The sequence below is a fragment of the Streptomyces sp. NPDC027185 genome (assembly GCF_055567035.1).
The window spans coordinates 404,478-431,476 of the sequence record NZ_JBVHRF010000005.1; the positions used below are offsets into that span (position 1 = coordinate 404,478).

20 protein-coding genes are annotated in these 26,999 nt (G+C 73.8%); 7 read left to right on the forward strand and 13 right to left on the reverse strand.

Annotated features, from left to right (window positions below; translation table 11 throughout):
• Positions 1–217: 217 nt before the first annotated feature.
• From ACZ4M8_RS19105 to ACZ4M8_RS19115, 3 genes are all read left to right on the forward strand, one after another.
• Positions 218–1,084, forward strand: a complete 867-nt coding sequence (locus ACZ4M8_RS19105; RefSeq protein ID WP_467608792.1) for a M24 family metallopeptidase — start codon at positions 218–220, stop codon at positions 1,082–1,084.
• Positions 1,085–1,419: 335 nt separating this feature from the next.
• Positions 1,420–3,174, forward strand: coding sequence for an SDR family oxidoreductase (locus tag ACZ4M8_RS19110; protein ID WP_467609162.1), 1,755 nt, complete (start codon positions 1,420–1,422; stop codon positions 3,172–3,174).
• Positions 3,175–3,367: 193 nt separating this feature from the next.
• Positions 3,368–4,621 carry a MerR family transcriptional regulator gene (locus ACZ4M8_RS19115; RefSeq protein WP_467608795.1) on the forward strand — a complete coding sequence of 418 codons (1,254 nt, stop codon included), beginning with the start codon at positions 3,368–3,370 and terminating at the stop codon, positions 4,619–4,621.
• Positions 4,622–4,865: 244 nt separating this feature from the next.
• Here the strand turns inward: ACZ4M8_RS19115 and ACZ4M8_RS19120 are convergent, their stop codons facing one another.
• Complete coding sequence (locus tag ACZ4M8_RS19120) at positions 4,866–6,185, reverse strand: carotenoid oxygenase family protein (protein WP_467608797.1); 1,320 nt, start codon at positions 6,183–6,185, stop codon at positions 4,866–4,868.
• A gap of 4 nt (positions 6,186–6,189) precedes the next feature.
• The gene (locus ACZ4M8_RS19125) at positions 6,190–6,777 is read right to left on the reverse strand and encodes a hypothetical protein (RefSeq protein WP_467608799.1); all 588 of its coding nucleotides are present in this window, start codon (positions 6,775–6,777) and stop codon (positions 6,190–6,192) included.
• A gap of 115 nt (positions 6,778–6,892) precedes the next feature.
• Here ACZ4M8_RS19125 and ACZ4M8_RS19130 point away from each other — a divergent pair, with 115 nt between their 5' ends.
• Positions 6,893–7,546, forward strand: a complete 654-nt coding sequence (locus tag ACZ4M8_RS19130; RefSeq protein ID WP_467608801.1) for a PadR family transcriptional regulator — start codon at positions 6,893–6,895, stop codon at positions 7,544–7,546.
• A gap of 71 nt (positions 7,547–7,617) precedes the next feature.
• Here ACZ4M8_RS19130 and pspAB read toward each other — a convergent pair whose 3' ends face one another.
• The 6 genes from pspAB to ACZ4M8_RS19160 form a co-directional block, all read right to left on the reverse strand.
• Entirely contained in the window at positions 7,618–8,181 is a 564-nt protein-coding gene (pspAB, locus tag ACZ4M8_RS19135) for a PspA-associated protein PspAB (RefSeq protein WP_399088293.1), read from the reverse strand.
• A 108-nt stretch (positions 8,182–8,289) separates the two neighbouring features.
• Entirely contained in the window at positions 8,290–9,189 is a 900-nt protein-coding gene (gene htpX, locus ACZ4M8_RS19140; RefSeq protein WP_467608804.1) for a zinc metalloprotease HtpX, read from the reverse strand.
• A 285-nt stretch (positions 9,190–9,474) separates the two neighbouring features.
• Positions 9,475–10,575, reverse strand: coding sequence for a 3-oxoacyl-[acyl-carrier-protein] synthase III C-terminal domain-containing protein (locus tag ACZ4M8_RS19145; protein WP_467608806.1), 1,101 nt, complete (start codon positions 10,573–10,575; stop codon positions 9,475–9,477).
• Positions 10,576–10,591: 16 nt separating this feature from the next.
• On the reverse strand, positions 10,592–11,122 hold the full coding sequence (locus ACZ4M8_RS19150) for a PaaI family thioesterase (RefSeq protein ID WP_450958758.1): 531 nt from the start codon (positions 11,120–11,122) through the stop codon (positions 10,592–10,594).
• Positions 11,123–11,124: 2 nt separating this feature from the next.
• Complete coding sequence (locus ACZ4M8_RS19155) at positions 11,125–11,931, reverse strand: SDR family NAD(P)-dependent oxidoreductase (protein WP_467608808.1); 807 nt, start codon at positions 11,929–11,931, stop codon at positions 11,125–11,127.
• Positions 11,928–12,740 (reverse strand): SDR family oxidoreductase, encoded by an 813-nt coding sequence (locus ACZ4M8_RS19160; protein ID WP_467608810.1) that lies wholly within the window; start codon positions 12,738–12,740, stop codon positions 11,928–11,930. The genes ACZ4M8_RS19155 and ACZ4M8_RS19160 overlap by 4 nt, the downstream gene beginning before the upstream one ends.
• 840 nt (positions 12,741–13,580) lie before the next feature.
• On the opposite strand from ACZ4M8_RS19160, the gene ACZ4M8_RS19165 reads away from it, so the two are divergent.
• Both ACZ4M8_RS19165 and ACZ4M8_RS19170 read left to right on the forward strand, forming a co-directional pair.
• Entirely contained in the window at positions 13,581–14,495 is a 915-nt protein-coding gene (locus ACZ4M8_RS19165; RefSeq protein WP_467608812.1) for an LLM class flavin-dependent oxidoreductase, read from the forward strand.
• 103 nt (positions 14,496–14,598) lie between these two features.
• Positions 14,599–15,672, forward strand: coding sequence for an HAD hydrolase family protein (locus ACZ4M8_RS19170; RefSeq protein WP_467608815.1), 1,074 nt, complete (start codon positions 14,599–14,601; stop codon positions 15,670–15,672).
• A 297-nt stretch (positions 15,673–15,969) separates the two neighbouring features.
• Here the strand turns inward: ACZ4M8_RS19170 and ACZ4M8_RS19175 are convergent, their stop codons facing one another.
• From ACZ4M8_RS19175 to hisC, 5 genes are all read right to left on the reverse strand, one after another.
• On the reverse strand, positions 15,970–17,715 hold the full coding sequence (locus tag ACZ4M8_RS19175; RefSeq protein ID WP_467608817.1) for a GAF domain-containing sensor histidine kinase: 1,746 nt from the start codon (positions 17,713–17,715) through the stop codon (positions 15,970–15,972).
• A 92-nt stretch (positions 17,716–17,807) separates the two neighbouring features.
• Positions 17,808–21,458: a thiol reductant ABC exporter subunit CydD gene (gene cydD, locus ACZ4M8_RS19180; RefSeq protein ID WP_467608819.1), complete on the reverse strand. Its 3,651-nt coding sequence runs from the start codon at positions 21,456–21,458 to the stop codon at positions 17,808–17,810.
• Positions 21,459–21,619: 161 nt separating this feature from the next.
• A complete protein-coding gene (gene cydB, locus ACZ4M8_RS19185; RefSeq protein ID WP_467608822.1) occupies positions 21,620–22,621 on the reverse strand; it encodes a cytochrome d ubiquinol oxidase subunit II in 1,002 nt (333 codons plus the stop codon).
• Between the two features lie 10 nt (positions 22,622–22,631).
• Positions 22,632–24,137, reverse strand: a complete 1,506-nt coding sequence (locus ACZ4M8_RS19190; protein WP_467608825.1) for a cytochrome ubiquinol oxidase subunit I — start codon at positions 24,135–24,137, stop codon at positions 22,632–22,634.
• Positions 24,138–24,404: 267 nt separating this feature from the next.
• A complete protein-coding gene (gene hisC / locus ACZ4M8_RS19195; protein ID WP_467608827.1) occupies positions 24,405–25,484 on the reverse strand; it encodes a histidinol-phosphate transaminase in 1,080 nt (359 codons plus the stop codon).
• Positions 25,485–25,890: 406 nt separating this feature from the next.
• Here hisC and ACZ4M8_RS19200 point away from each other — a divergent pair, with 406 nt between their 5' ends.
• The gene (locus ACZ4M8_RS19200; protein WP_467608830.1) at positions 25,891–26,991 is read left to right on the forward strand and encodes a LacI family DNA-binding transcriptional regulator; all 1,101 of its coding nucleotides are present in this window, start codon (positions 25,891–25,893) and stop codon (positions 26,989–26,991) included.
• Positions 26,992–26,999 lie beyond the last annotated feature (8 nt).

Consider the following 26,999-nt stretch of genomic DNA (forward strand, 5'->3'; position numbering starts at 1 on the left):
GGGCGGAGGCGCTGCGAAGCGCGCGCGGGCCAGGGCGTGGAGGGGAGCGCCCGCGGGGTCCGGGCAAGGGGGGAGCGGGTCCGCGGAGGGCGAATGTGCGGGGTTCGGTGGTGGTTCCGCCCTTCCTCTTGACGTGGACGTCAGCCATTGTCACATTCATCAGTGTCAAGTTACGCGCACGTACCGCAATGCTCTGCTCACGGACGGACGGTGGACGATGCCTGCAGTGACCTCACAGAATCCGGCGGCGACCGGGGACCTCGGTGCGCGGCTGCGCGGCTTCCGGGAGGTCCAACGCCTCGCCTACGCCTGCGCGGAGGCCGTCGCCGCGCAGCTCAAGCCGGGGGTGACCGAACGGGAGGCGGCCCGGATGCAGCGGGTGTGGCTGCGCGAGCGGGGGGTGCGGGACTGGTTCCACCTGCCGTTCGCGTGGTTCGGGGACCGGACGGCGTTCGCCGGCTTCCGCGTACCGCTGCAGTTCTTCCCGACGGGACGGCGGCTGGAGCCGGGGATGCCGTTCATCCTCGACATGGCCCCGGTACACCGCGGTTTCACCGCGGACATCGGCTACTCCGGCTGCCTCGGCCTCAACCCGGTGCACGACCGGCTGATGGCCGACCTGGAGGCGCACCGTGAACTGATCCTGCGCCAGGTGCGCGAGCGCCGCCCGCTGCGCGAGATCTACGAGGACGTCGAGCGCCTGATGGTGCGCCAGGGACATACGAACCGGCACCGCGCCTACCCGTTCGGCGTCATCGCCCACAAGGTCGACCGGGTACGCGAGCGGCGGTGGGCGCCCACGGTGTTCGGCTTCGGGACGCAGTCCCTGAAGGGGCTGGCGGCGGACGCGCTGCACGGGCACCGGGAGGGCTGGTCCCCGCTGTGGAGCCCGTACTCCTTCTCCGACCATCCGCCGCAGCCGGGCCTGTGGGCCGTCGAGCCCCATCTCGGATTCCGGGGCACGGGCGCGAAGTTCGAGGAACTCCTCGTCGTGACGGACTCCAAGGACCCGCAGGAGAGCGCCTTCTGGCTGGACGACGACCTGCCGCACGTCCGGCGCTGGCAGGAGGAGAAGGCCGCGTGAGACAGCTTCCGGATCCGGCCGGGAACGAAACCGCCGGAAGTGAAACCGCCGGGAACGAAGTCAGGAACGAAGTCGGCAACGAAGTCGGGGAAGAGGGCGAGGACGCGCACATGGCGGACGCGGTGGAGGGACGCGGAGCGCACGACGCACACGGTGCGGCTGGCTCCGGGAGCGGGGGATCCGCCCCGGAGGGCGGGGCAGTCCCGGTCGGCGGGGCGGTTCCGGCGCCCGGCGGGGCGGGCGCTCCGGGGCGGGGCGGGCCGGACGGGCGTGGCGGGCACGGCGGGAGCGCCGGTACAGGTGCTGCGGACGGCGCCGCCGCGCCGGGGGCCGGGATTCCGGGGGCCCGGGAGCGGCGGGTACGGACCGGCGGCATCGACCTGTGCGTCGCCGAACTGGGTGCCCCGGAGCGCCCCACGGTGCTGCTGGTGCACGGCTATCCGGACAGCAAGGAGGTCTGGTCCGATGTCGCGCTGCGGCTCGCCGGCCACTTCCATGTGGTCCTGTACGACGTGCGGGGCTGCGGGCGTTCCACCGCGCCGCAGCCGCTGCGCGGCGGCTTCACGCTGGAGAAGCTGACCGACGACTTCCTCGCTGTCGCCGACGCCGTCAGCCCGGACCGGCCGGTGCATCTGGTGGGGCACGACTGGGGCTCGGTGCAGTCCTGGGAGTTCGCGACGGTCCGGCGGACGGAGGGCCGGATCGCGTCGTTCACCTCCATGTCGGGCCCGTCCCTCGACCACTTCGGCCACTGGATCAAGCGGCGCCTCAAGCGGCCCACCCCCCGCCGCGCCGCGCACCTCCTGTCGCAGTCCCTGAAGTCCTGGTACGTCTACGCCCTGCACACCCCGGCCCTCCCGGAGCTGGCCTGGAAGGGTCCGCTCGGCAAGCGCTGGCCGGCGCTCATGGCGCGGTTCGAGAAGGTGCCGGGCGACGCCTACCCGACGTCTTCGCTGCCCCGCGACGCGGCCCACGGCGCCTGGCTGTACCGCGACAACGTCCGCTCCCGGCTGACCCGCCCCCGCGACGACGCCTACGCGCACTGCCCAGTGCAGCTCATCACGCCGACCGGTGACGCCTTCCTCTCCGAACGGCTCTACGACGACCTCGACCGGTGGGCGCCCCGGCTGACCCGCCGCACCCTTCCCGCCAAGCACTGGGTGCCGCGCACCCGCCCCGATCAACTTGCCGCCTGGATCACGGAGTTCATCCACGCACAGGAGGAGGGCGACCCGGCGAAGGAGGTCGCGGCGTCCGGGGCGTACGCGGACCGGTTCGGCGGACAGCTGGTGCTGGTGACCGGGGCGGCGAGCGGCATCGGCCGGGCGACGGCGTTCGCCTTCGCGGAGGCCGGCGCGCGGATCATCGCGGTGGACCGGGACGCCGAGGGCGCCGCCCGCACCGCCGACATGGCCCGGTTGATCGGCGCGCCCGAGGCGTACGGCGAGGTGGCCGACGTCGCGGACGCGGCGGCGATGGAGAAGCTCGCGGAGCACGTCCACACCACCTACGGCACGGTCGATGTGCTGGTGAACAACGCCGGCATCGGCCTGTCGGGCTCCTTCATGGAAACCTCGGTGGAGGACTGGCGGAAGGTCCTGGACGTCAACCTCTGGGGCGTCATCCACGGCTGCCGGACGTTCGGCAGGCGGATGGCGGAACGCGGTCAGGGCGGGCACATCGTCAACACCGCCTCCGCCGCGGCGTTCCAGCCGTCCCGGGCGCTGCCCGCGTACAGCACGTCCAAGGCGGCGGTGCTGATGCTCAGCGAGTGCCTCCGCGCCGAGCTGGCGGGCCAGGGCATCGGGGTCTCGGCGATCTGCCCCGGGCTGGTCAACACCAACATCACCGCCACCTCGCGCTTCACCGGGGTCTCCGCCGACGAGGAGAAGGCCCGCCAGGCCAAGGCCACCCGCGTCTACGGGCTGCGCAACTACCCGCCGGAGAAGGTCGCCGACGCCGTACTGCGGGCCGTGGCCCGTAATCAGGCGGTGGTGCCCGTCACCCCCGAGGCGCGCGGCGCCCGCTTCCTCTCCCGCGTCGCGCCCCGGGCACTGCGCGCCGTCGCCCGGCTCGAACCGCCGCTGTGAGCCGGTCCCGCGTCGGGGGCCGGGCGCTTGGGACCGGCCCGGCCCCCGACGCGGTGCGGGCCCGTCCGGGGCGGCCGTACCATCCCTCGCAGGACGGGGCGTTGTACGGCCGTCGCCCCGCCGGCGCCTCCCCGGTCGTACGCGCCGCGGCGGGTGCGGTGGGCGGCGCGGCCGACCTGTGAGGAGCACCGCCTTGACCGACCAGCCGCAGCCGGAGTACCGCATCGAGGATCTGGCCCGCCTCAGCGGCGCCACCGTCCGGACCATCCGCGCCTACCAGGACCGTGGTCTGCTGCCCCGCCCGGAGCGCCGGGGCCGGGCCAACGTCTACGGCGATGCCCACCTCACGCGGCTGCGGCAGATCACCGACCTGCTGGAGCGCGGCTACACCCTCGCCAGCATCAAGGAACTCCTGGAAGCCTGGGACGCCGGACGGGACCTCGGCGGGGTGCTCGGGTTGGCCGCCGAACTCGACGGACCCTGGAGCGACGAACAGGCGTCCCTGATCACCGTCGAGCAGCTGCACGACGCGTTCGGCGGCGCGGCGGACGGCTCGGCGCTCGACGGAGCGGCCCTCGCCGAGGCCGTCGAACTCGGCGTCCTGGAGCCCGTGCCGGGCCGGTCCGACGTGTACGCGGTACCCAGCCCGCAGGAGCTGGCCGTCGCCGCCGAACTGCACTCGGCGGGTGTCCCGCTCGCCGCCGTCGCCACCCATCTGCGGGAGGTCCGCGCACAGGTCGAGCACATCGCCTCCCGCTTCCTGGACTTCACCACCGAGCACGTCTTCCGGCCGTTCCTCGACCATCCGCCGACGGAAGCCGCGGCGGCCGAGGCCGCGGAGCTGATCCGGCGGCTGCGCCCACTGGCCCGGCAGACCATCGACGCCGAACTCGCCCGCGCGATGCGGACCCTCGCCACCCGCCATCTGCGCGAGCACCTCACCGTCGCCCTCCCGCCGGGCGACGGTGCCGACGCACCCGGGGGCGGCGGGCCCGGAAGCGGCGGGCTCGGGCGCGACGGGTCCGGGGCCACCGGTGGCCAGGGGGCCGGCTCCGGGGCGGGCGCCCAGGGGCTCTTTGCCGCCGGGCCGGGCCGGTACGCCGCCACGCCTCGGCGTCCGCCGCGGGAGGACGCCGCCGGGGCGCCTGCCGGGGCCGGATACGGCCCTGCCCCCCGGGGCGGGGCGGATCAGGTGGCGGTCATGCTGCCCGCCGACGCGGTCGCGGCCGTGCGGGAACTCGTCGGCCCGGAGAACACGGCCGCGTTCCTCGCGGCGGCCGCACGGCGGGAGGTCCAGGCCCGCACCCTGGACGCCCTGGTCACATCGGTGGCGCCGCGCACCCACGGCGTAGGGCCGGAGGTCACGGCCCCGGCCCCCGGCGCCGAGGCCACAGCGCGCCCCGCGGGAGGGGCCTGCCCCACGACCGGCGGGGCGGGCCCCACCTGAGGCCGAGGCCACAGCCGGTCGTTGCCTGGGCCACGGCTGAGCCTCCACGCCACCCCGGAACCAGCGACAGCCGCAGCTGCCTCACCGGCCGCCAGGGAGAACCGGCGACAGCGGCAGTTGAGCCCACCGGCCACCCCGGGCCACGGCTGATCACCGGCCCGGCCGGGAGCACGCCCCGCTCCCGCCTTTCTCGCACTGTGCTGTTGTCAAGGAGCAGGCCGGGTACGCCGTGGCACCGGGCCGGTCAGCGGGCCGGGTCGGGGAGCCAGTTGCCGTGGAAGCCGTAGGGGACGCGTCGGGGCAGGTGGACGGTGGCGACGGGGCCGGCGGTTATGTCCTCCGCGTCGAGGATCACGAGATCGCTGGTGTCCGTCGCCGCGTCATGGACATAGGTCAGCAACCAGCCGGGGCCGCCGGGGGTGTCGTCGGCGGGGGCGAAGGCCGCTTCCCCGGGGGTGCGGCCGGGCCCGAAGCCGTACCGCTCGTACGTTCCGCTCCGCAGGTCGTACCGGAGCAGCGCGCCGGGGACCGGGCCGGAGCCGGGGCCCTCGGCGACGGTGGTGTGACCGAAGCGGGCGGGGCGCCCGGCGAGGCGGTCGTCGATCCGGGGGAACTCGCTGTCCTGATCGTCGAGTTGCTCCTCGCGGACGGTGCCGGAGGTCAGATCGAGGGTCCACCGCCACAGGTGCGCCGGGGCCGCTCCGTCGAAGGCGGCGTACCGGGAGACGTACAGGACGATGCGGTCGTCGCCGTCGTCGTGGGCGTTGAGGGCGTGGAAGACGTAGCAGGGGTCGATGGGGAGGCTGCGGACCGGGCCGAACGGGTCGTCGCGCCGCAGGACGCAGAGGCGGGCGCCGTACTCCGGTTCCCAGCGGTAGGGCAGGCCGGGGTGGGTGTGGTCGAAGACGACGGGGAGGTCCATGAAGACGACGTGGGCATCGGTGAGATGGAAGTCGTGCATCATCGTGTGGCTCGGCACGTCGATCGGGCGGCTGACCGTCAACTCCCCGGCGGCGTCGGCGCGGTGATAGGTGAGGTACGGCGGCCGGAGTCCGCCGTAGCCGAAGAAGTGCAGCTCACCGGTGGTGGGGCAGGTCTTCGGGTGGGCGGTCATCGCGGTGCCCAGACGGCCGTCGAAGTCGTACGGGCCGAGCGTTTCCAGCTCATGGCCCGGACGGTCGTCGAGTACGTAGGGGAAGGACGACTCGACCAGTGCCAGGGTGCGGCCTGCGTGCCGGACGACGTGGGTGTTGGCGAGGCCGGCGGTGTGGTCGAAGTTCCCCCGGTCGTCGACGAGGCGGGCGCCGTCGGTGAAGGTCGTGGTGCGCACCCAGCGGTTGCGGTAGGCGGTGGCGCGGCCGGCTTCGAGGCGGACGCCGTGGACCATGCCGTCGCCGAGGAACCAGTGCGCCGAGGCGGCGGCGTGCGGGTTGGGGCCGTTGCGCAGGTACCAGCCGGTCAGCTCGGGCGGGACGGTGCCGGTGACCGGCAGGGCGTGGGCGGTGAGTTCATCCGGCACCGGGGCGAAGTTGCCGGCGAGGTGCGGGGCGGATGGCGTGGTCATGGCGTCAGGCTCCCTGGGTGTGGGCCACATGCTGCGGGGCGGTTTCACGGAGGTACCGGGCGCGGGCCCGCTCCGGGTAGGCGGCGGTGAAGCGGGCCGGGAGGACGAACCCGGCGATCTGCACCAGGACGGAGAGGCCCGGGTACCCGCCGCGGAAGGACAGCGCCGCCTGGGCGAGGGCGGTGAGGGTGAAGGAGAGCGCCCAGGCCGCGGTGAGGACGGTGTTGATCTTCAGGAAGAGGGGGCTCGCGGCGATCTCGGGCGCCACCCGGCGGCGGGCCACGGCGAGGGTGAAGGGGCGCCCCGCGGCGATCGAGCCCCAGGCGAGGAGCGCCAGCCAGCCCATGGAGAGGGAACCGGCGTAGACCTTGAGGCCGCTCTCCGGCCGGAGGAAGGCGAAGGCGGCGAGGGCCGTGAAGAAGAGGACGGTGCCGTAGTCGAGCAGGCGCTCGGCGGGCGCCCAGCCCGCGGTGCGGTCGGTGAGAAGGAACACCGCCGCGAGCGCCAGGCCGGCCAGCGCGCCCCACTGCCAGCCGGCCGCGGACACGAGGCCGAAGGCCAGCCATGGAATGAATCCCCGCAGGTACTGCACGACTTCTCCCCCCACCGGCGGGCCACGCCCGCAGACGTTTCTGTTCCGACATGTCAAAAGTAGAAGGTGCCCCCGCGACGTGTCAATAGTGGAAGGTGGGAGTTAGTGTGCGGGTATGAGCCTGAAACACGCCGTACTGGGCCTGCTGTCCGAAGCCCCGGCCAGCGGCTACGACCTGATGAAGCTGTTCAACGTGTCCCTGGCCAACACCTGGCCGGCCACGCAGAGCCAGGTCTACGGCGAGCTGGCCAAGCTCACCTCCGCCGGCCTGGCCGAGGTCTCCGCGCACGGCCCCCGCGGCCGCAAGGAGTACGCGATCACCCGGAAGGGTCTCAACGAGCTGCAGCACTGGCTCGCCGAGGTCGAGCCCGGCGGCCCGCAGCGCGACGACAGCCTGCTGCGGGTCTTCTTCCTCGGCCTCCTCACCCCGCTGGAGGCCCGGACGTACCTCCTCGGGCGCGCCCACGCCACCGCCGAGCTCCACGAAAAACTCCGCCGGATCGACGACGAGGCCGACTGGGACGACGACATGATCTCCGTCTACGGGCGGCTCGCCCTGGAGTACGGGCTGCGGATGACGGCCGCACAGGAGGACTGGGCCCGCTGGGCGGCGGAGGAGATCGGCTCCGCGAAGGCCCGTGAGGCGAGCGAACGGGTCCGTACCCGCCACGGTCTCGCCCCCAGCGGCGACCACGACGACACCGCCCACGACGACGGGCCAGGCCACGGCTCCGCCCCCACGGAGGAGCAGCATCCGCCGGCCCCGTAGGGGCGCCGCCTACGGGAAACGGGTCCGTCCCGGGGAGTGCTCCCCGGGACGGACCCGTTCGTCGTACCGGCTCAGAGTCCGGGCGCTCCCCACACCGGGAACCACCGCGCGAGATCGCTCTCGATCCGCAGATCGTCCCCGAGCATCGCCTTGACCTGGAGTTCCAGCGGGTTGTCGCGCTTCTCGGAGCCGTCGGCCGCGGGGGCGAAGGGGTAGAACGTGCCGCGCTTGTAGAGGTAGACGAGCGCCAGCCGCCGCCCCTGGCCGTCCTCGAAACCCATCAGCGAGCAGAGCAGCTGCGGGCCGAAACCGGCGCCCTCCAGGGCGGAGTTCACCGCGTGCAGGTCGTTGACCAGGCCCGCCACGTCCTGCGGATCGTGCCGGGCCTGCATCCAGGTGTAGCCGTACGCATCCTGGCTGAAGTCGACCGGCGCGCCCAGGAGGGCACGGACGTCCGCCTGGATGCGGGCGAACTCACCGCCCTCGACGCTGGCGAAACAGACCGAACCGCGGCCGGTCGGCCTGAAGTCCGCCGCCGCTTCCAGGGTCACCGCCGCGGACGGCAGCGCGAAGAGCTGGTCGAGGTCGGGGCGTACCTGCTTGCTGCGGCCGAGGAGGGCGTCCAGAAATCCCATGGCGTCATTCTCCCCGCTCGCCTCGCGCCCCGCCCGGTGCACGCCCACCGGGCCGGGGGGACGGCGCGCCGCCGCCCCGGACATGCGCGCCCTGGGGCGCACGCGCCGTCACGGGCGCCCCAGCTGTGCCGAGATCCGGCCCAGCTGATCGAGCCGCTGCTCCAGCGTCGGGTGCGAGGACAGCAGCCGGCTGAAGGTCTCCTTGTTGAACGCCGGGGCGAAGAAGAAGGCGTTGAACGGCTGCGACTTGCGCAGGTCGTCGGTGGGGATCCGGGCGATCTGCCCGGTGACCTTGGTCAGCGCGGAGGCCAGCGCCGACGGGCGGCCGGTGAGGATCGCGGCGGCACGGTCGGCGGACAGCTCGCGGTACCGGGACAGCAGCCGGGTCAGCAGGAAGCTGATCGCGTAGACCACCGCGCTGACCGCGGTCACCACGAGGACGGCGATCGCGGCGTTCTGGTCGCGGTTGTTGCGGCCGACGCCGCTCCACAGGGCGGCGCGGGTGATGATCCCGGCCAGCACGCCCAGGAACGACGCGATGGTCATCACCGCGACATCGCGGTGCGCGACGTGCGACAGCTCATGGGCGAGGACGCCCTCCAGCTCCTCCGGCTCCAGCCGCCGCAGCAGGCCCGTCGTGGCGCACACCATGGAGTTCTTCCGGTTGCGCCCGGTGGCGAAGGCGTTCGGGACGTCCGTCTCGGCGATGGCGACCCGCGGCTTCGGCATGTCCGCCAGCGCGCACAGCCGGTCGACGGCGCCGTGCAGTTCGGGCGCCTGCTCCGGGGTGACCTCCCGCGCGCCCATGCTGAACGCGGCGATCCGGTCGCTGAACCAGAACTGCGCGACGAACATCCCGCCGGCCAGCAGCAACACGATCACCCAGGCACCCTTGAGCAGCACCACCAGCGCGCCGACGACGACCACGTACAGCAGTCCGATGAAGAACATCGTGGTGACCATCCGCGAGGTCAGCCCGCGGTCGGGGGCGAATCGGGTCCGTGCCATGACTTCCTCCACGCGCCGCGCCTTCGCGCACCGGGCGGCCCCGGCGTACGCGGCTCCCCGCGCGCCGGGCCCCGCTCACTGCGCCGCTCGCCCCCAATTCTCCCTCTTCCTGCCTGTACGCGGAGTAAGACCAGGTCAGCGGGGGCGGCGCAGCGGCCACCGGAGCCGGTACGAGGTGCCCGCGCCACGGCGGGCACCACACGCCCTACGGGGGCGCCGGCCCCGCGGCTCCCGTTGGCGGGTGCCCCGGCGCGGGCGGAACCGCCGCGCGCCGGGGCGCCGGAGTCACTCCGCGGACTCGCAGGTCGCCGCCAGCGGGACGGTGAGCGCGCCGCGCTCGGGGCCGGAGCCGACCACGCTGAAGCAGACCCGGTCGCCGCCGCCGAGCGTCCCCGCCCGCAGGTCGTCGTGGAGCATCAGCACGGTCGACGCGGACACGGTGTTGCCCAGGGCCGCCGCGTTGCTCGGGATCTTCTCCCGGGGCAGCCCCAGCTCCTCGATGAGGTCCTGGACCATCGTCGGCGAGCCCTGGTGCGTGTAGATCCGCGCGACCTTGTCGGGGTAGTGCGTGGTGGCCTCGCGCAGCTGCGCGTCGTTGATGCGCATCGCCGTCGGGTAGTAGTGGCGGATGTGCGGCGGGCTGATGGAGTACCGCGGACGCCCCGCCACGTCGGAGAGCGAGGTGCCGCCCGCGCCGCCCTCCACGTACCGCACGAGCGGGTGGGTCAGGCCCGGACCGCCGTCGAAGGACTGGGCGTCGCGGGAGTACAGCACCGCGTCCCCGGCGTCGTCGCCCCGGGTGAAGACCAGCGCGGCGGCGGCGTCGGAGAAGGTGGCCGGGCTGGCCCACGTCAGCATCGGGGCGTCGGGCGCGGTGCGGTAGACCGGGTACAGCTCGCCGTTCTCGTCGAACATCGCCCGGCTGGGCAGGAAGTACGTGACGACCAGCGCGTTGCGGTAGTTGGCGCGGGCGATGTGGGAGGCGGCGCGGGCCACCCCGGCGCAGCCGGCGCCCGCCTGGATGGGCACCACCCCGTCGTCGAGCCCGATGAGCCGGGCCAGGTTGAAGGCGTCCTGGTCGAGCAGCCCCTCGAAGGGGCTGGCGGTCGCGAGGAACAGGCAGTCGAGGTCCTCGGGGCGTATCCGTGCGGCGTCCAGGGCGCGGCGGGCGGTCCGCACGATGGTGTCGAAGTCCCGGAAGAGTTCCGGGTCGTGGCTCTTGGCCGTGACGTTGAAGATCCGCCGCAGGTCCTGTCCCGACAGGTGCTCGGGCCGTTTGCGGTGGGGCAGTCGGGCGAGGTCCGCCCACTCCTCGATCGGCATGATGCGGCCGGTCTCGGTGGCGACACCGGCGATCTCGTACGGGAAGGGCTGGGGCTGGGGCATCGTCACGGTCCTGTTCTCACGCATGGGACGGGTCGTCGGGCGGCGGGCAGGGGCGGAGCAGCATGGTGGCGGTGGCGTGGGCGTAGAGGGTGCCGTCGGCGCCGGTCACCCGGGCCTCGGTCAGGGCGCGCCGGAGATCACCCTCGACGACCGTGCCGGTGCACAGGACGGGCTCGTCGCCGGTGCGCACCGGGCGCAGCATCCGCACGGCGAGGTCGGCGGTGGCGCCGCCGTACCCGGCGGGCAGCCGGGCCTGGGTGGCCAGCGCCGCGGCCGTGTCGCAGAGCGTGGCAATGACCCCGCCGTGCATCACCCCGGGGAAGCTGGCCAGGTGCCTTCCGGGGCGGCAGGAGAGCACGACCCGGCCGGGCTCCACCTCGTCGAGCGTGACGTCGCCGAGCATCGCGACGGCGGGCAGACAGGGCGCCGGGTCGGACATCAGACGCCGGACGAAGCCCAGTCCGTCGCTCTCGTGGCGCCATCGGTCCAGGTCCGGCGGGGTGCGCCAGACGTAGGTGCGGTGGTTCACCAGATCTTGGTCGAGCACTCTCACTCCGGTACGGGGGCGGGCCGGGGCCGCAGGCCCGACGGCAGCCGCAGCCCGCCGTCGACGCGGAGGGTGGCCCCGTTGAGCATCGGGTTGTCCAGGACGTGCAGGACGAGGGCGGCGAAATGGACGGGGTCACCGAAGGCGTCCGTGTGCGGGAGTTCGGCGCGGATCGCGTCGCGGGCCGGGTCGGGCAGCACGCCGAGCAGCGGCGTCTCGAACATCCCGGGCGCCAGCGTGACGACGCGGATGCCGTACCGCCCCAGGTCCCGGGCCATCGGCAGGGTCATCCCGATCAGCCCGGCCTTCGACGCCGCGTACGCGGCCTGCCCGCGCTGCCCCTCGTACGCGGCGGACGACGCGGTCTGGACGAGGACGCCCCGCTCGCCGTCGGCCGGCGTGTTACGGGCCATCCGTTCGGCCGCCAGCCGCGCCACGTTGAACGCGCCCGTGAGGTTCACCTCGACGGTCCCGGCGAACTCCGCGAGGGGGTGCGGTCCCCGGGCGGAGAGGGTGGTGCCGATGTGTCCCACGCCGGCGCAGTTGACGCCGATGCGCAGCGGAGCGGCCTCCTCCGCCCGGTCCAGGGCCCGCGCGACGGCGTCCGGGTCGGTGACGCTGCCGGTCACCAGGTGCGCGCCGGGGCCCAGCTCCTCCAGGGCGCGCTCGCCCGTCTCCCGGCCGCGGGCGAGGAGGACCACCTCGTGGCCCCGGGCCAGCAGCGCGCGGGCGGTGGCCAGGCCCAGCCCCGAGGTGCCGCCGGCGACGAGCGCCGAGCCGGGCCGCCCGGTGGCGCCGTCCGCGCTCACCCGGCCGCCCCGGGGACGGACACCGGGACGATCCCGGGGTGGGCCGCGGAGAGGCCGCCGTCGACCACGAGGGTCTGCCCGGTGATGTACGCGGCCTGCGGGGTGAGGAGGAACGCGGCGAGCGCGGCCATCTCGTCGGGGCCGCCCATCCGTCCGACGGGGACGTTGCGCAGGGTGGCGGGCAGGTCCATGCCGGTGTCGCGGGCGAACGCCTGCATGGTGCCGGTGTCGATGATGCCGCCGCTGACGGCGTTGACCGTGATGCCCCGGTGGGCGAGTTCGCAGGCCAGGGAGCGCACCCACGCCTCGGTCGCCGCCTTCTGCACGCCCATCGCCCCGTAGGAGGGCAGGGCGAAGTCCGCACCGATGGACGACATCGCCACGATGCGACCGCCGTCCGTCATCAGCTCCGACGCGGCCAGCGCGGCGAGGAAGAACGCGCGGGAGTTGGTCGCGTGGCTGCGGTCGAGGTGGTGCAGGCGCAGTTCGGTGACGGGGCGCAGCGGTCCGGCGGCCGCGTTGGAGACGAAGGCGTCGAGGCGGCCGTAGCGCTCGGCCACCGTGGCGAAGAGGCGCTCGATGTCCTCGGGCCGCTCGACGTCGGCCTGGACCACCAGTGCTTCCGCGCCGAGCGCGCGGATCTCCTCGGCGGTCGCCTCGGCGGCCTCGACCCCGCTCTTGCAGTTGACGACGATCGCCCCGCCCCCGGGCGCCAGCTGAAGGGCCAGGGCCCGGCCGATGCCCCGGCTGCTGCCGGTGATGACGGTGACGGGCGACGGCGGTGGTGCGGTCTCGTGGTGCGCGGTCATGCGCCTCTCCTGAGGTCGTGGGCACCGGCGCGGCGTACGGCCGGTGTGCGGATCGGGTGTGTCCGGGAGCGCGAAGGGGCGTGCGGGTGGTCCCGGGCGCCGGGGGCGTACGGGGCGTGGCCCCGGGGGCGGAGGGGTCCGGCGCCATCGGCGGATCCCTGCCGGAGAAGCGGTGTCCCGGGGGCGGGCAGGCCGGTCAGGGGCAGCCCCGGAGGAACGGCGAGGCGGTGGGGGACCTCGCGGGCGCGGCCGTGCCGACGGGCGCTTCCCGGCGCTCCCCGCGCCGGGAGACGGCGGGCGGCGGCCGGCCCGGCCCGCCGCGCGACCGTGCCGCGCACTGCTCCGTCATCCGTCCGCTTTCCCTTCCGTGCGGGTCAGGCCCGTGCCCCGGGGCGGCTCGGCGCCGCCGCGAGGCGTTCGGACGCCTCGCGGCAACGGCACCGGACGGTCCCCGGGACGCGCGGGCACGGCAGCCGGCCTCCCCGCCGCCGGAGCGCCCTACCGGTCACTCCGCTACGGGACGGGTTCGCCTGCTCCCCGATTCGCCCCCTTGACCACACACGTGTAGCTACCAGCCATTCCGTATTGTTTGCGCCACCACGGCACCGCACCACCACCACTTGGGGGTGCCGCTCAGCCCCGCAACTCCCCAGGTCACCGCGGGTGGACAGCGCTATCGCGCCGGGCCCGGCGCACCCGGAGGCGAGGGGTCCGGCGCACCCGGTGCGCGTGCCCGCCCCGAGGGGGACATCCCGGTGCGGCCGTCCGCCGCCCCCGTGTGCGCGCCCGGCCCCGGGCACGCGCCCGCCCGGCCGGCCCCGCCCCCGTACGCTGGCAGGTATGAGTCTGCGTCTGAGCACCGTGATCCTCCCGTACCGCAGGTGGCACGAGGGGGGCCGCGCCGCCTGGCAGCGGGCGGAGGAGCTGGGTTTCCACACCGCGTACACGTACGACCACCTGTCCTGGCGGGTCCCGTTCCGCGACGGGCCGTGGTTCGGCGCCGTGCCGACGCTCACCGCCGCCGCGGGCGTCACCGAGCGGATGCGGCTGGGCACCCTTGTCACCTCGCCGAACTTCCGCCACCCGGTCACCCTCGCCAAGGAACTGATCTCGCTCGACGACATCTCCGGCGGCCGGATCACCCTCGGCATCGGCGCGGGCGGCACCGGGTTCGACGCGAGCGCCCTCGCCCCCAGTGGCCAGGAACCGTGGACGCCGCGCGAGCGGGCCGACCGCTTCGCCGAGTTCGTCCCCCTCCTGGACCGGCTGCTCACCGAGGACACCGTCACCCACGACGGCACCTTCTACGCCGCGGGCGGCGCGCAGAACATCCCCGGCTGCGTGCAGCGCCCCCGTCTGCCCTTCGCCGTCGCCGCGACCGGCCCGCGCGGTCTCAAGCTCGCCGCCCGCCACGGCCAGGCATGGGTGACCACCGGCGACCCGAAGCTGTACACGACGGGCACCCCCGCCCAGTCCGTCGACGCGCTCCGGGCCCAGCTGGACAAGCTCGGCAAGGCGTGCGCCGACGCCGGACGCGACGCCGCCACCCTCGACAAGATCCTCCTCACCGGCTTCACCCCGGACCGCGCCCGCCCCCTGGAGTCCGTCGCCGCCTTCGTCGACTTCGCCGGCCGCCACCGGGACCTCGGCTTCGACGAACTGGTCGTCCACTGGCCGATCCCGGACACGGACTTCGCGGCGGACCAGGACGTGTTCGAGGCGATCGCGGTCGAGGCACCGGGGCAGCTGGGCTGACGGGCGCCGGCCCGCTTCCGCCCCGGCGCCCCGCGCCCTGACGGCGGGAGCCCCTTCCGCCCCAGGGGTTCCCCTCACCGCCCCGTACGCGAAGATTGAGTCCGTGACCTCTCCGACGTACCCCCGAGTCCCCGGTCCGGGGGCGCTGCCCCGGCTGATCGCGACCGATCTCGACGGGACGTTGCTGCGCGACGACAAGACGGTCTCGGAGCGGACCATCGCCGCGCTCGCCGCCGCCGAGCGGGCCGGGGTGGACGTCTTCTTCGTCACCGGGCGCCCGGCCCGGTGGATGGACATCGTCAGCGATCACGTCCACGGCCACGGGCTGGCGATCTGCGCGAACGGCGCGGCCGTCGTCGATCTGCACCGGGGCCGCCGGTTCGTGGAGGTCAGCCCGTTGCCGGAGGTGGCCGCGCGGGCGGTGGTGGAGGCGCTGCGGAGCGCCGCGCCCGGTACGTCGTTCGCGGTCGAGCGGACCGGCGGGATCCACTACGAGCCGCACTACCCGCCCTTCCACCGCGACCCGGCCGCCGTTACCGCCCCGGTGGAGAAGCTCCTCGCCGACGACTTCGCCCCGCCCCCGGGGCCCGCCCCCCTCGCCATGGGACCGGCGGACGAGGGAACCGGCGCACCCCAGGAGGCGACGGCTCCCGGCCCGGTGGCGGCTGAGGGTGCCCACCCGGTGGCGCCGGACAGTGGCCCGGTGACGGCCTCCGGCGCCGCTCCGCCCCGTACGGTGAGCGCCGTTCCCGGGGTCGCGGCCCCCGGGGTCGTCGCCGGGGACATCCCCACGGCGGGCGCGGGACAGCCGGTGCTCAAACTGCTCGCGCACCACGGCACGTTGGACCCGGACGCGTTCCTCGCGCTGGCGCGGCGGACCGCCGGGTCGCTCGCCTCGATCACCCGCTCCAGCCCCACCGCCCTGCTGGAGATCAGCGGCCTGGGGGTGAGCAAGGCGGGGACGCTCGCCCGGTGCTGCGCGGAGCGCGGGATCGCCCCGGAGGAGGTCACCGCCTTCGGGGACATGCCCAACGACATGGAGATGCTGGCCTGGGCGGGCGCCTCGTACGCCATGGCCAACGCCCACCCCGACGTCCTCGCCGTCACCACCGGACGCACCGTCTCCAACAACGAGGACGGTGTCGCGGCCGTCATCGAACGGCTGCTGGGCGCCTAGAGGCGGTACAGGGCGGCGCGACGACCGGGCACGGGCGGCGCCGCTCACCCGCTCCGTACGGCCCGCCGCGGCCCGGCCGACGTGCCGCGCCCAGGCCCCGCGCGCCGTCACCGGCCCCGGGCGCGCGCCACCACCCGCACGCCCCCGACGTGGCCCGTCCGACCCGGCGCGCACCGGCCGCCCGCACGCCCCACCGCGGACCGGCCCTGGCCCGGCGTGCGTCAGGTGCCCGCACGCTCCCCCGCGGCCCCGCGCACACCACCGTCCCGCGCGCCGTGCGGCGCACGGACCGCGCCCTCACAGCGGCGCCTCCCACACCACCGTCGTACCTGCGCCGTCCGGGCCGATGCCGGGGCCGTGGGTGCTCGATCCGCCCAGGGCCTCGGCGCGTTTGGCGAGGTTGCGCAGGCCGCTGCGGCGGCCGTCCGCGGGGATGCCGATGCCGTCGTCGGCGACGGTCAGGCGGACACCGTCGGTGCCGTCCGGCAGCGTCACCGTCGCGTCGACGACGACCTCGATACGGGACGCCCGAGCGTGCCGGAACGCGTTCGAGAGCGCCTCGCGGACCGCGGCGATGAGGTTCTTGCCGGTCAGCTCGCCGACCCGGGCGTCGACCGGGCCGATGAACGACGCCGACGGCCGGAAGCCCAGCGGAACGGCGGCCGTGCCGACCTCCCGCAGCACCCGGGTGCGCAGCCCGGACGGCGCCTCGGCGGGCTCCTGCTGGAGGGCGAAGATCGCCGTCCGGATCTCCTGGATCGTCACGTCCAACTCGTCGACGGCCTTGGCCAAATTCTCCTTCACCTCGGGCACCACGGCCCGCCGCTGAGCGCTCTCCAGCAGCATCCCGGTGGCGAACAGCCGCTGGATGACCAGGTCGTGGAGGTCCCGGGCGATGCGGTCGCGGTCCTCGTAGACGGCGAGCCGTGCCCGGTCGCGCTGTGCGTCGGCGAGGACCAGCGCCAGCGCCGCCTGTGCGGCGAACTGCGTGGCCAGGGTGCGTTCGGCCGTGGTGAAGGGCCGGCCGCCGCGCGCCCTGGGGGTGGCGAGGGTGCCCAGCACCCGCCCGTCGCTCTTGAGGGGCAGCATCATGCTCGGCCCGAACCGCGGCGCCAGCGGGGTGACCATCCTCGGGTCGGTGGCCGAGTCGTCGATGAACAGCGGCTCCCCGGCGAGCAGTTGCTCCGCCACCGGACTGTCCGGCGGGATCTGCGTGCCCATGATCCCGGCCGGTTCGTCCGCCGACACCGCGACGATCTCCAGGCCGCCGTCCTCGTCGGGCAGCAGCACGATCCCGGCCGCCGAGTCGGCGAGGAGGCGGGCCTGTTCGGCGACGACGGCGAGCGCGTCGTCCACGTCGCTGCCCTTGAGCAGTTCGGTGGTGACGGCGACGGACCCGTCGATCCAGTGCTCGCGCTGCCGGGTCGCGGCGTAGAGGCGGGCGTTGCCGATGGCGATGCCCGCCTCGGTGGCGAGGACCCGCACCATGTGCAGGTCCTCCTCGCTGAACTCGCCGCCGCCGTGCTTCTCCGTCAGGTAGAGGTTGCCGAAGATCTCGTGCTGGACGCGGATCGGCACCCCGAGGAACGTCCGCATCGGCGGATGCCCCGGGGGGAAGCCGCACGAGCGGGGGTCCCGGGTGAGGTCGGCCAGCCGCAGCGCCTGCGGGTCGTGGATGAGCGCGCCGAGCAGCCCCCTGTGGCCGTCGGGCAGCGCGCCGATACGCCGCCGGTCCTGCGCGGTCACGCCGTACGTGACGAAGTCCGACAGGCCCTCGCGCGCCTCGTCGATGATGCCGATCGCGGCGTACTTGGCGTCGGCGAGCTCGGCGGCGGTCTGCACGATGCGGTCGAGGGTGACGTGCAGGTCGAGTCCGGCGCCGACGGTGCGCATCGCCTCCATCAGGCGCGGCACCCGCGCGGTCAGCTCCGCGGAGAGCCCCTGGAGGCTGCGGGTCGCCTCCGTGGCGGCCTGCAACGCGTCGGTGTCCGCCCCGGGCTGCCCGGCGTCCTGCGGTACGGAAGACCCTTCGGTGGCTGCCATACCCCGAGCCTAATACGGGCGGGTTTGCGGCGTTTGCGGCGGTGTGCGGGAACGGTGCGGTTGCGCCCCGGGCCGGCCGGGGGCGCAACCCGCTACCCGCGCGCCGCCCCCGCCACGGTCTCGCGCCCCGCCGCCCCCGCCCGCTCCCCCGCGGCCCCGGGACCGTACACCGCGTCCACCGCCCGCTCGCGGTCCAGCATCCGGCGGAACGGGCCGTCGGCCGCGGCCAGCTCCGCGTAGCCGCCGCGCTGGACGGGGCGGCCGCCGTCCAGCACCAGGATCTCGTCGACCGCGTCGAGTCCGGTGAGCCGGTGGGTGATCAGGACCGTGGTGCGGCCCTCGGTCGCGGCCAGCAGATCGGCGGTGAGCGCGTCGGCGGTCGCCAGGTCCAGGTGCTCGGCGGGCTCGTCCAGGACGAGGACCGGGAAGTCCGCCAGCAGGGCGCGGGCCAGCGCCAACCGGCGGCGCTGACCGCCCGAGAGACGGGCGCCGTGCTCACCGACCATGGTGTCGAGCCCCTCGGGCAGCGACCGCACCCACGGTGCGAGCCGGGCCCGCTCCAGCGCCTCCCACAGGTCACCGTCGCCGCTCGCCCCCGGTGCGGCGAGGCGCAGGTTCTCCCGCAGCGAACTGTCGAAGACGTGCGCGTCCTGGGCGCAGAGCCCGACCAGCCGCCGCACCGCGTCGCCGTCCAGCTCCGCGGCGTCCGCCCCGGCCAGCGTGTACGCGCCGCCCTCCCGGTCCAAGAACCGCAGCAGCACCTGCGCCAGCGTGGTCTTCCCCGAGCCGGACGGCCCGACGACGGCGAGCCGCCGCCCGGCGTCCAACGTGAAACCGACCCCGTCAAGCGCCGGAGCCGCCTGCCCCGGGTGGCGCGCCGTCAACTCCCGTACGACCAGCGGGAACGGCGCGCCGGGCGCGGCCTTCGGCGCCTGCGGCTCCCGGACCGGCGCGGGCGCGTCCAGCACCTCGAAGACCCGCTCGGCGGCGCGGCGGGTCCGCAGCCGGTACTGCGCCGCGAGCGGCAGCCCGGCCACCGCCTCGAACGCCGCCAGCGGCGTCAGCACCACGACCGCGAGGAGGACACCGTCCAGCCGCCCGTCGTGCACCGCCCCCACACCCAGCACCGCGGAGAGCGCGACGGTCACCCCGCTCAGCAGCGCCGACAGCCCGGCACCCACCCCGGCGGCCCGCGCCGAACGGGACGCGATCCGGGTCAGCTCCCCGTCCGCCTCCCGCACCGCGGCGGTACGGGAGGCCAGCGCGCCCGCGACGGTCAGTTCGGCGGTGCCGGTGAGCAGGTCGACGACGCGGGTGGCCAGCGCGCCGCGGGCCGGGGCCAGCCGGCGCTCCGCCCGCCGGGACAGCGCGGCCGACAGCAGCGGCACCCCGGCGCCCGCCAGCAGCAGACCGGCGGCGAGCACCGCGCCCGCCTCCGGCAGCAGCCACGCGGTGAAGCCGACGGTGCCCGCACCGACCACCACCGCCGCGCCGACCGGCAGCAGCCAGCGCAGGAAGTGGTCCTGCACCGCGTCGACATCGGCGACCAGCCGGGAGAGCAGATCGCCGCGCCGCCGCTCCCGCAGCCCGGCGGGCGCCAGCCGCTCCAGCCGCCGGTAGACCGCCACCCGTACGTCGGCGAGCATCCGGAACACCGCGTCGTGCGCCACCAGCCGCTCCGCGTACCGGAACACCGCGCGGCCGATACCGAACGCCCGGGTCGCGGTGACCGCCACCATCAGATAGAGCACCGGCGGCTGCTCGGAGGCCCGGGAGATCAGCCAGCCGGACGTCGCCATCAGCCCGATCGCGCTGCCCAGCGCGAGACTGCCGAGCAGCAGCGCCAGCGCGAACCGGCCCCGGCGCGCCCGCGCCAGCCGCCGCAGCCGGGTGAGCGCGGAACCACCGGACGAGGGGGACGCGGCCGGGGTACCGGAGTCCTCCGCGCCATCCGGAACGGTGGCGTCGCCGTCCGGAACGGCCGGCGCCCCGGCGGACCGCGGCGCCTCCCCGGGAGCCGGCACCGTGGCGCGCTCCCCCCGTACCGCCCCGTCGTCCTCCACCGGATCCGGCAGCCGCACCACCCGGTCCGCCACCGCCAGCAGCGCCGGGCGGTGGACGACGAGGAGCACCGTCCGGCCGGCCGTCAACCGGCGGACCGCGTCGACGACGGCCGCCTCCGTCGCCCCGTCCAGATTGGCGGTCGGCTCGTCCAGGAGCAGGATCGGCCGGTCGGCGAGGAACGCCCGCGCCAGCCCGATGCGCTGCCGCTGACCTGCGGAAAGACCCGCGCCCGACTCGCCGATCCGGGTGTCGGCGCCATCCGGGAGCGCGTCGGTGAAGTCGAGTGCCCCGGCGTCCCGCAGCGCCCGGCGCACCGCCGCGTCGTCGGCGTCCGGACGCGCCAGCCGGACGTTCTCGGCGAGCGTCCCGGCGAAGAGGTGCGGCTGCTGCGGCACCCAGGCGATCCGGGCGCGCCAGCTCCCGGGGTCGAGCGTGGCGATGTCGGTGCCGTCGACGAGGACCCGGCCCCCGGACGGCGCGGCGAAGCCGAGGACGGCGGCGAGCAGGGTGGACTTCCCGGCGCCGGACGGACCGGTCAGCGCGACCGTCTCGCCCTCCCGTACCTCGAACGAGGTCGCCGGGAGCGACGGGGCGCGGCGGCCCGGGTGGCGGACGGTGAGCCCGTCGACGGTCAGCGCGGTACCGGCGGGCGCCGGGGCCGTCCCGGCGGGCGGCAGCTCCGTCTCCAGCACGGCGAAGATCTCCTCCGCCGCCGCCAGGCCCTCCGCCGCCGCGTGGTACTGCGCGCCGACCTGCCGCAGCGGCAGATACGCCTCGGGCGCCAGGATCAGCACCATCAGCCCGGTGGTCAGGTCGAGTTCGCCGTGGACCAGCCGCATCCCGATACCGACGGCGACCAGCGCGACGGAGAGCGTGGCGAGGAGTTCCAGCGCGAACGAGGAGAGGAACGCGATCCGCAGGGTGCGCAGCGTGGCCCGGCGGTAGGCGCCGGTCAGCGTACGGATGGCGGTGGCCTGGGCCTTGGCCCGGCCGAAGACCTTCAGGGTCGGCAACCCCTCGACGACGTCGAGGAAGTGGCCGGAGAGCCGGGACAGCAGCCGCCACTGCCGGTCCATCCGCGCCTGGGTGGCCCAGCCGATGAGCACCATGAACAACGGGATCAGCGGCAGTGTGACGACGATGGTGAGCGCGGAGATCCAGTCGCCGGTGACGATCCGCGCCAGCACCGCGACGGGCACGACGACGGCGAGGCCGAGCTGCGGCAGGTAGCGGGCGAAGTAGTCGTCCAGCGCGTCGATACCGCGGGTGGCGAGGGTGGTGAGTTCACCGGTACGCCGCTCCCCGCTGTCCGGCCCCCGCTCCGCGCCGCCGTCGCCGGTGGCGGTCCGGGTGCCCGCGCCCGGCCCGAGCAGCGCCGCCCGTTCCACCAGCCGGGTCCGCAGCTCGGACTTGACCGCGGCGCTCGCGCGGTGCGCGGCGAGTTCGGTGAGCCAGGAGACCAGCCCGCGCCCGGCGGAGACGGCGGCGAGCAATGCGAGGGGAACGGCCAGGCCGGTGAGGTCGCGGCCCTGCTGAAAGGCGCCGACGACGATCTCGGCGATGAGCATCGCCTGACCGATGACGAGACCCGCGCCGGCCAGCCCGAGGAGCACCACGGCGACGAGGAATCCGCGGGTGGCGCGGGCGTGACGGAGCAGGCGCGGGTCGATGGGTTTCACGTGAAACATCCGTCCTGGCAAGCCGGTTGACGCCGCTCCGGCCGGAGCGGCACCGCCCGGCGGGCGCGGGCTGGCGGTCCGGGAGGGCGCCGGTCCCTCAAGGGCCGGTGCCGCCCCGGTCGGAGGCCGTGGCCCTCGCGGACGAGCACCACGGCCGCCTCCTAATGGGCGTCGGCGATGTTCCGGGTGCCGATGCGCTTGCGGAACACCCAGTACGTCCATCCCTGGTAGAGCAGCACGATCGGCGTCGCGATCCCCGCGCACCAGGTCATGATCTTCAGGGTGTACGGGCTGGACGAGGCGTTGGTGACGGTGAGGCTCCAGGCGCCGTTCAACGTCGACGGCATGACGTTCGGGAAGAGCGTCAGGAAGAGCATCGCCACCGCGGCGACGATCGTGAGACCGGAGAAGGAGAACGCCCAGCCCTCCCGGCCCAGCCGGTTGGCCCCGAGCGCCGCGACCAGCGCGACCACCGCCACGATGAGCGCGACCAGACTGGCGCCGTCGCCCCCGTGCGCCTGCGTCCAGATCAGGAACGCCGCCGCCAGCGCCGCGGCGACCAGCCCGAGACCGGTCGCCATCCGGCGGGCCCGCTCCCTGATGTCACCGAGCGTCTTGAGCGCGGTGAAGACCGCACCGTGGAAGGTGAACAGCGTCAGCGTGACCAGCCCGCCCAGCAGCGCGTACGGGTTGAGCAGGTCCAGGACGGTCCCGGCGTACTCCTTGTGCGCGTCGATCTTCACACCGTGCACGATGTTGCCGAACGCCACGCCCCACAGGAACGCGGGCAGCAGCGAGGCCCAGAAGATCGCGTGTTCCCAGTTGCGCTGCCACCGCTCCTCGCTCCGCTTGGCGCGGTACTCGAAGGCGACACCGCGCACGATCAGGCAGACGAGGATCAGCAGCAGCGGCAGGTAGAACCCGGAGAAGAGGGTGGCGTACCACTCCGGGAAGGCGGCGAAGGTGGCACCGCCCGCACTGAGCAGCCACACCTCGTTGCCGTCCCAGACCGGACCGATGGTGTTGATCAGGACGCGCCGCTCGGCGCGGTCCCGGGCGAGCAGTTTGGTGAGGACACCGACCCCGAAGTCGAAGCCCTCCAGGAAGAAGTAGCCCGTCCAGAGCACGGCGATGAGGACGAACCAGACGTCGTGGAGTTGCACAGTCGCCTCCTTAGTACGAGAAGGCCATCGGCCGGTCGGCGTCGGAGTCGCCGCCGATCCTGGTGGGCGGGTTGAGGTCGTCGTCGGTCAGCTCCGGCGGCCCGGCCTTGACGTACTTCACCAGCAGCTTCACCTCGACGACGGCGAGGATCGCGTAGAGCGCGGTGAAGACGATCATCGAGGTGAGCACCTCACCCTGGGAGACCCCGGGGGAGACCGCGTCGGAGGTGCGCAGCACGCCGTAGACGACCCACGGCTGCCGGCCCATCTCGGTGAAGATCCAGCCCCAGGAGTTGGCGATCAGCGGGAAGCCGAGGGTGACGAACGCCAGCGACCAGTACCACTTGGTCAGGCGGGCGCCGAGCACGGTGTTCTTCGTGAGCGCGAGCCGGGGTGGCTCCTCGTCCCTGGTCCGCAGCCCCGGCGCGAGCCAGAACTTCTTCCGCGTCAGCCAGAGCCCGGCCAGCCCGATGACGAACGACGTCATCCCGAACCCGATCATCCAGCGGAAACCCCAGTACGCGACGGGGATGTTGGGCCGGTAGTCGCCCGGCCCGAACCGCTGCTGCTCGGCCTTGTTGACGTCGTTGATGCCGGGCACCGGCGAGGAGAAGTCGTTGTGGGCGAGGAAGGAGAGCAGCCCCGGGATCTCGATGGCGACCTTGTTGTGGCCCTTGTCGACGTCGCCGTAGGCGAAGACGGAGAACGGCGCGGGCTCCTCCTTGTCCCACAGCGCCTCGGCGGCGGCCATCTTCATCGGCTGCTGCTTGAACATCACCTTGCCGAGCGAGTCACCGCTGATCGCGGTGAGCATCCCGGCGATCACCAGCGTGACCAGCCCGAGCCGCAGCGACGTCCGCATCACCTTCACATGCTTCTTGCGCATCAGGTGGTACGCGGAGATGCCGACCATGAACGCGGCGCCGGTGAGGAAGGCGGCGGTGAGCGTGTGGAAGACGACGACCAGCGTGGTGTCCTGGGTGAGCACCTTCCAGAAATCGGTCAGCTCGGCCCGCCCGTTGGCGGCGTTGTACTTGTAGCCGACCGGGTGCTGCATCCAGGAGTTGGCCGCGAGGATGAAGTAGGCGGACAGGATGGTGCCGATCGAGACCATCCACATGCAGAAGCAGTGGATCTTCTTGGGCAGCTTGTCCCACCCGAAGATCCACAGTCCGATGAAGGTGGACTCGAAGAAGAACGCGATGAGCGCCTCGAAGGCGAGCGGCGCGCCGAAGATGTCACCGACGAAGCGCGAGTAGTCGGACCAGTTCATGCCGAACTGGAACTCCTGGACGATGCCGGTGACGACGCCCATCGCGATGTTGATCAGGAAAAGCTTGCCCCAGAACTTGGTGGCCCGAAGGTACTTCTCCTTGTTGGTCCGCACCCATGCGGTCTCCAGCCCGGCCACCAGAGCGGCGAGGGAGATCGTCAGGGGCACGAAGAGGAAGTGGTAGACGGTGGTGATGCCGAATTGCCATCGCGCCAAGGTCTCTGGCGCCAACGCCAGCTCCACGTCGGTTCTCCTTACGTCGCCGTTTCCCTACGGCTTTTGCCCTTTATGCACGCAGTGAAGCAGGACATAAACGGCGCGCTTGTGAACGCGTTCACATTCACAAGCATTATCTCCCATGGGCTCGGGCCCGCTCGGACGGGGGGTGCGTGACCGCGGTCACGCACCCGGCGCCCCTCCGGACCGCACCCGCCCACGACGCGCCCCTGGAAAAACGCAGGAGGCCGCGGGCCCCAGCGGACCCGCGGCCTCCTGGCCGAAATCACTCCGTCACAGCGTCTTACGGAACTCCCCGGCGACCTCCAGGAACAGATCCATCGCCGCACTCTCGCCGATCGTCACCCGTACGCCCTCACCCGGGAACGGCCGGACCACGACACCCGCCCGCTCACACGCCCCGGCGAACTCCACCGTCCGCTCCCCCAACCGCAGCCAGACGAAGTTCGCCTCGGTCGGCGCGAGCTCCCAGCCCTGCGCGGCCAGCGCCTCGACGACCCGGGTGCGCTCGGCGACCAGCGCCTCGACCCGCTCCAGCAGCGCCGCCTCACTGCGCAGCGACGCCACCGCCGCCTCCTGCGCCAGCTGACTCACCCCGAACGGCACCGCCGTCTTCCGCAGCGCCGCCGCCACCGGCTCGTGCGCCACCGCGAACCCGATCCGCAGCCCCGCCAGCCCGTACGCCTTGGAGAAGGTCCGCAGCACACAGACGTTGGGGCGGTCCCGGTAGAGATCGATACCGTTCGGCACCTCCGGGTCGCGGACGAACTCGATGTACGCCTCGTCCAGCACCACCAGGATCCCGTCCGGCACCCGGTCGAGGAACGCCTCCAGCTCCGCCCGGTGCACGACGGTGCCGGTGGGGTTGTTGGGGTTGCAGACGAAGATCAGCCGCGTCCGGTCGGTGATCGCCGCCAGCATCGCGTCCAGATCGTGCGCCTCCCCGGAGGTCAGCGGCACCTGCACCGGAGTGGCACCCGAGACCTGGGTGACGATCGGGTACGCCTCGAACGACCGCCAGGCGTAGATCACTTCATCGCCCGGCCCGGCCGTGGCCTGCACCAGCTGCTGCGCCACACCCACCGACCCGGTGCCGGTCGCCAGATGCTCCACCGGCACCGAGAACCGGTCCGCCAGCTCCGCCATCAGCCCCGCGCAGGCCAGGTCCGGGTAACGGTTGAAGGCGCCCGCCGCCTCGACGGCCCGCTCCAGGACACCGGGCAGCGGGGGATAGGGGTTCTCGTTGGAGGACAGCTTGTACGCCACCGGCCCGTCCGCCGCCGCCGGCCGGCCGGGCTTGTAGGTGGGGATGCCGTCCAGCGCCGGACGCAGCTTCGGGGTCTTCTCGCTCACCGCAGGTCCTCCTCGACCGTCCCGTTCAACTCGAATACTGCACACCTTATGAGGATTCCCCCATCGGGCGGCAGCCCCCGCGAAGCCACTCAGGACGCCCGCTCGCACCCCCTTGATCACCTACAGTCCCGCCGCCCGGCCGCACAGGGGGCGCACTCGCCGCAGCTGTGCGCCGGTGGCTCGCTCCGTGGCGCGCGTCCCCCGTGAAGGTGACTTGAGACCTCTTCGAGACCTGAGGACATCGCCAGGCGAACACCCACCCCGACCCAGCTAAGCATCAGCAAACCCGTTAACTACCTTGTTTCTGATGAGAATTGACGGCACATCACCTTGCAGAAATGTTCCTTCATCAGCAGGTCAGGCGATCCCCTCCGATGGGCTTCCCGAGCCCTACTATCGGCTCGCCATGACAGCAGCAGGGAACCACCAGGTGAGCCGGTCGACCGGTCGCCGGCTGGGGCGGGCGGGCATCCGGGATGTGGCCGCCGCGGCCGGCGTATCGATCACGACCGTCTCCGACGCGCTCAACGGCAAGGGCCGGCTCCCGGACGCCACCCGCAGCCACGTCCGCGAAGTGGCCGACCGGCTGGGCTACCGCCCGTCCGCCGCCGCCCGCACCCTCCGTACCGGAAAGTCCGGGCTGATCGGCCTGACCGTGACCACGTACGGGGATGAACCTTTCACCTTCACCGAATTCCCGTACTTCGCGGAGATGGCGAGAGCCGCCACCTCCGCCGCCCTGGCCCGCGGCTACGCGCTGGTCATCCTCCCCGCGACATCCCGCCACGACGTGTGGTCCAACGTCGCCCTCGACGGCACCGTCGTGATCGACCCGGCCGACGGCGACCCCGTGGTCACCGAACTCGTCCGCCACGGCCTCCCCGTCGTCTCCGACGGACGCCCCGGCGGCTCACTGCCCGTGACCGGATGGGTCGACAACGACCACGAAGCCGCCGTCCTCGGCCTCCTCGACCACCTCTCCGCGGCCGGCGCCCGCCGCATCGGCCTGCTCACCGGCACCACGACCGACACCTACACCCGCCTGTCCACCACCGCCTACCTCCAGTGGTGCGAACGCGTCGGCCAGGACCCGGTCTACGAGTCCTACCCCGCGCACGACCCCTGCGCGGGCGCCGTCGCCGCCGACCGGCTCCTGGCCCGCCCGGACCGCCCGGACGCCGTCTACGGACTCTTCGACCCGAACGGCACCGACCTGCTCGCCGCCGCACGCCGCTACGGCCTGCGCGTACCGGACGATCTGCTGCTGGTGTGCTGCAGCGAGTCCACCGTCTACGCCACCACCGAACCGCCGATCACCACGCTCTCCCTCAAGCCCCGCCGGATCGGCACCGCCGTCGTCCAGATCCTCATCGACGCCATCGAGGGGATCGCCGCCGAGGGCCCCGTCGAGCAGGTGATACCGACCGACCTGATCGTGCGGACGTCGTCCCAGCGACGCTCGCCCCGCACGACCGTCAGTCCGCCGCGCGGCCCGTCCGGCGACTGACCCGGCCC

What these genes read in the sequence shown, in the direction of transcription:
- ACZ4M8_RS19120 (WP_467608797.1), bottom strand. Translation starts at nt 6,185, where the DNA reads ATGACCACGCCATCCGCCCCGCACCTCGCCGGCAACTTCGCCCCGGTG.
- htpX (WP_467608804.1), bottom strand. Translation starts at nt 9,189, where the DNA reads ATGGCACGGACCCGATTCGCCCCCGACCGCGGGCTGACCTCGCGGATG.
- ACZ4M8_RS19130 (WP_467608801.1), top strand. Translation starts at nt 6,893, where the DNA reads ATGAGCCTGAAACACGCCGTACTGGGCCTGCTGTCCGAAGCCCCGGCC.
- ACZ4M8_RS19175 (WP_467608817.1), bottom strand. Translation starts at nt 17,715, where the DNA reads ATGGCAGCCACCGAAGGGTCTTCCGTACCGCAGGACGCCGGGCAGCCC.
- ACZ4M8_RS19160 (WP_467608810.1), bottom strand. Translation starts at nt 12,740, where the DNA reads ATGACCGCGCACCACGAGACCGCACCACCGCCGTCGCCCGTCACCGTC.
- pspAB (WP_399088293.1), bottom strand. Translation starts at nt 8,181, where the DNA reads ATGGGATTTCTGGACGCCCTCCTCGGCCGCAGCAAGCAGGTACGCCCC.
- ACZ4M8_RS19105 (WP_467608792.1), top strand. Translation starts at nt 218, where the DNA reads ATGCCTGCAGTGACCTCACAGAATCCGGCGGCGACCGGGGACCTCGGT.
- ACZ4M8_RS19145 (WP_467608806.1), bottom strand. Translation starts at nt 10,575, where the DNA reads ATGCCCCAGCCCCAGCCCTTCCCGTACGAGATCGCCGGTGTCGCCACC.
- ACZ4M8_RS19165 (WP_467608812.1), top strand. Translation starts at nt 13,581, where the DNA reads ATGAGTCTGCGTCTGAGCACCGTGATCCTCCCGTACCGCAGGTGGCAC.
- ACZ4M8_RS19200 (WP_467608830.1), top strand. Translation starts at nt 25,891, where the DNA reads ATGACAGCAGCAGGGAACCACCAGGTGAGCCGGTCGACCGGTCGCCGG.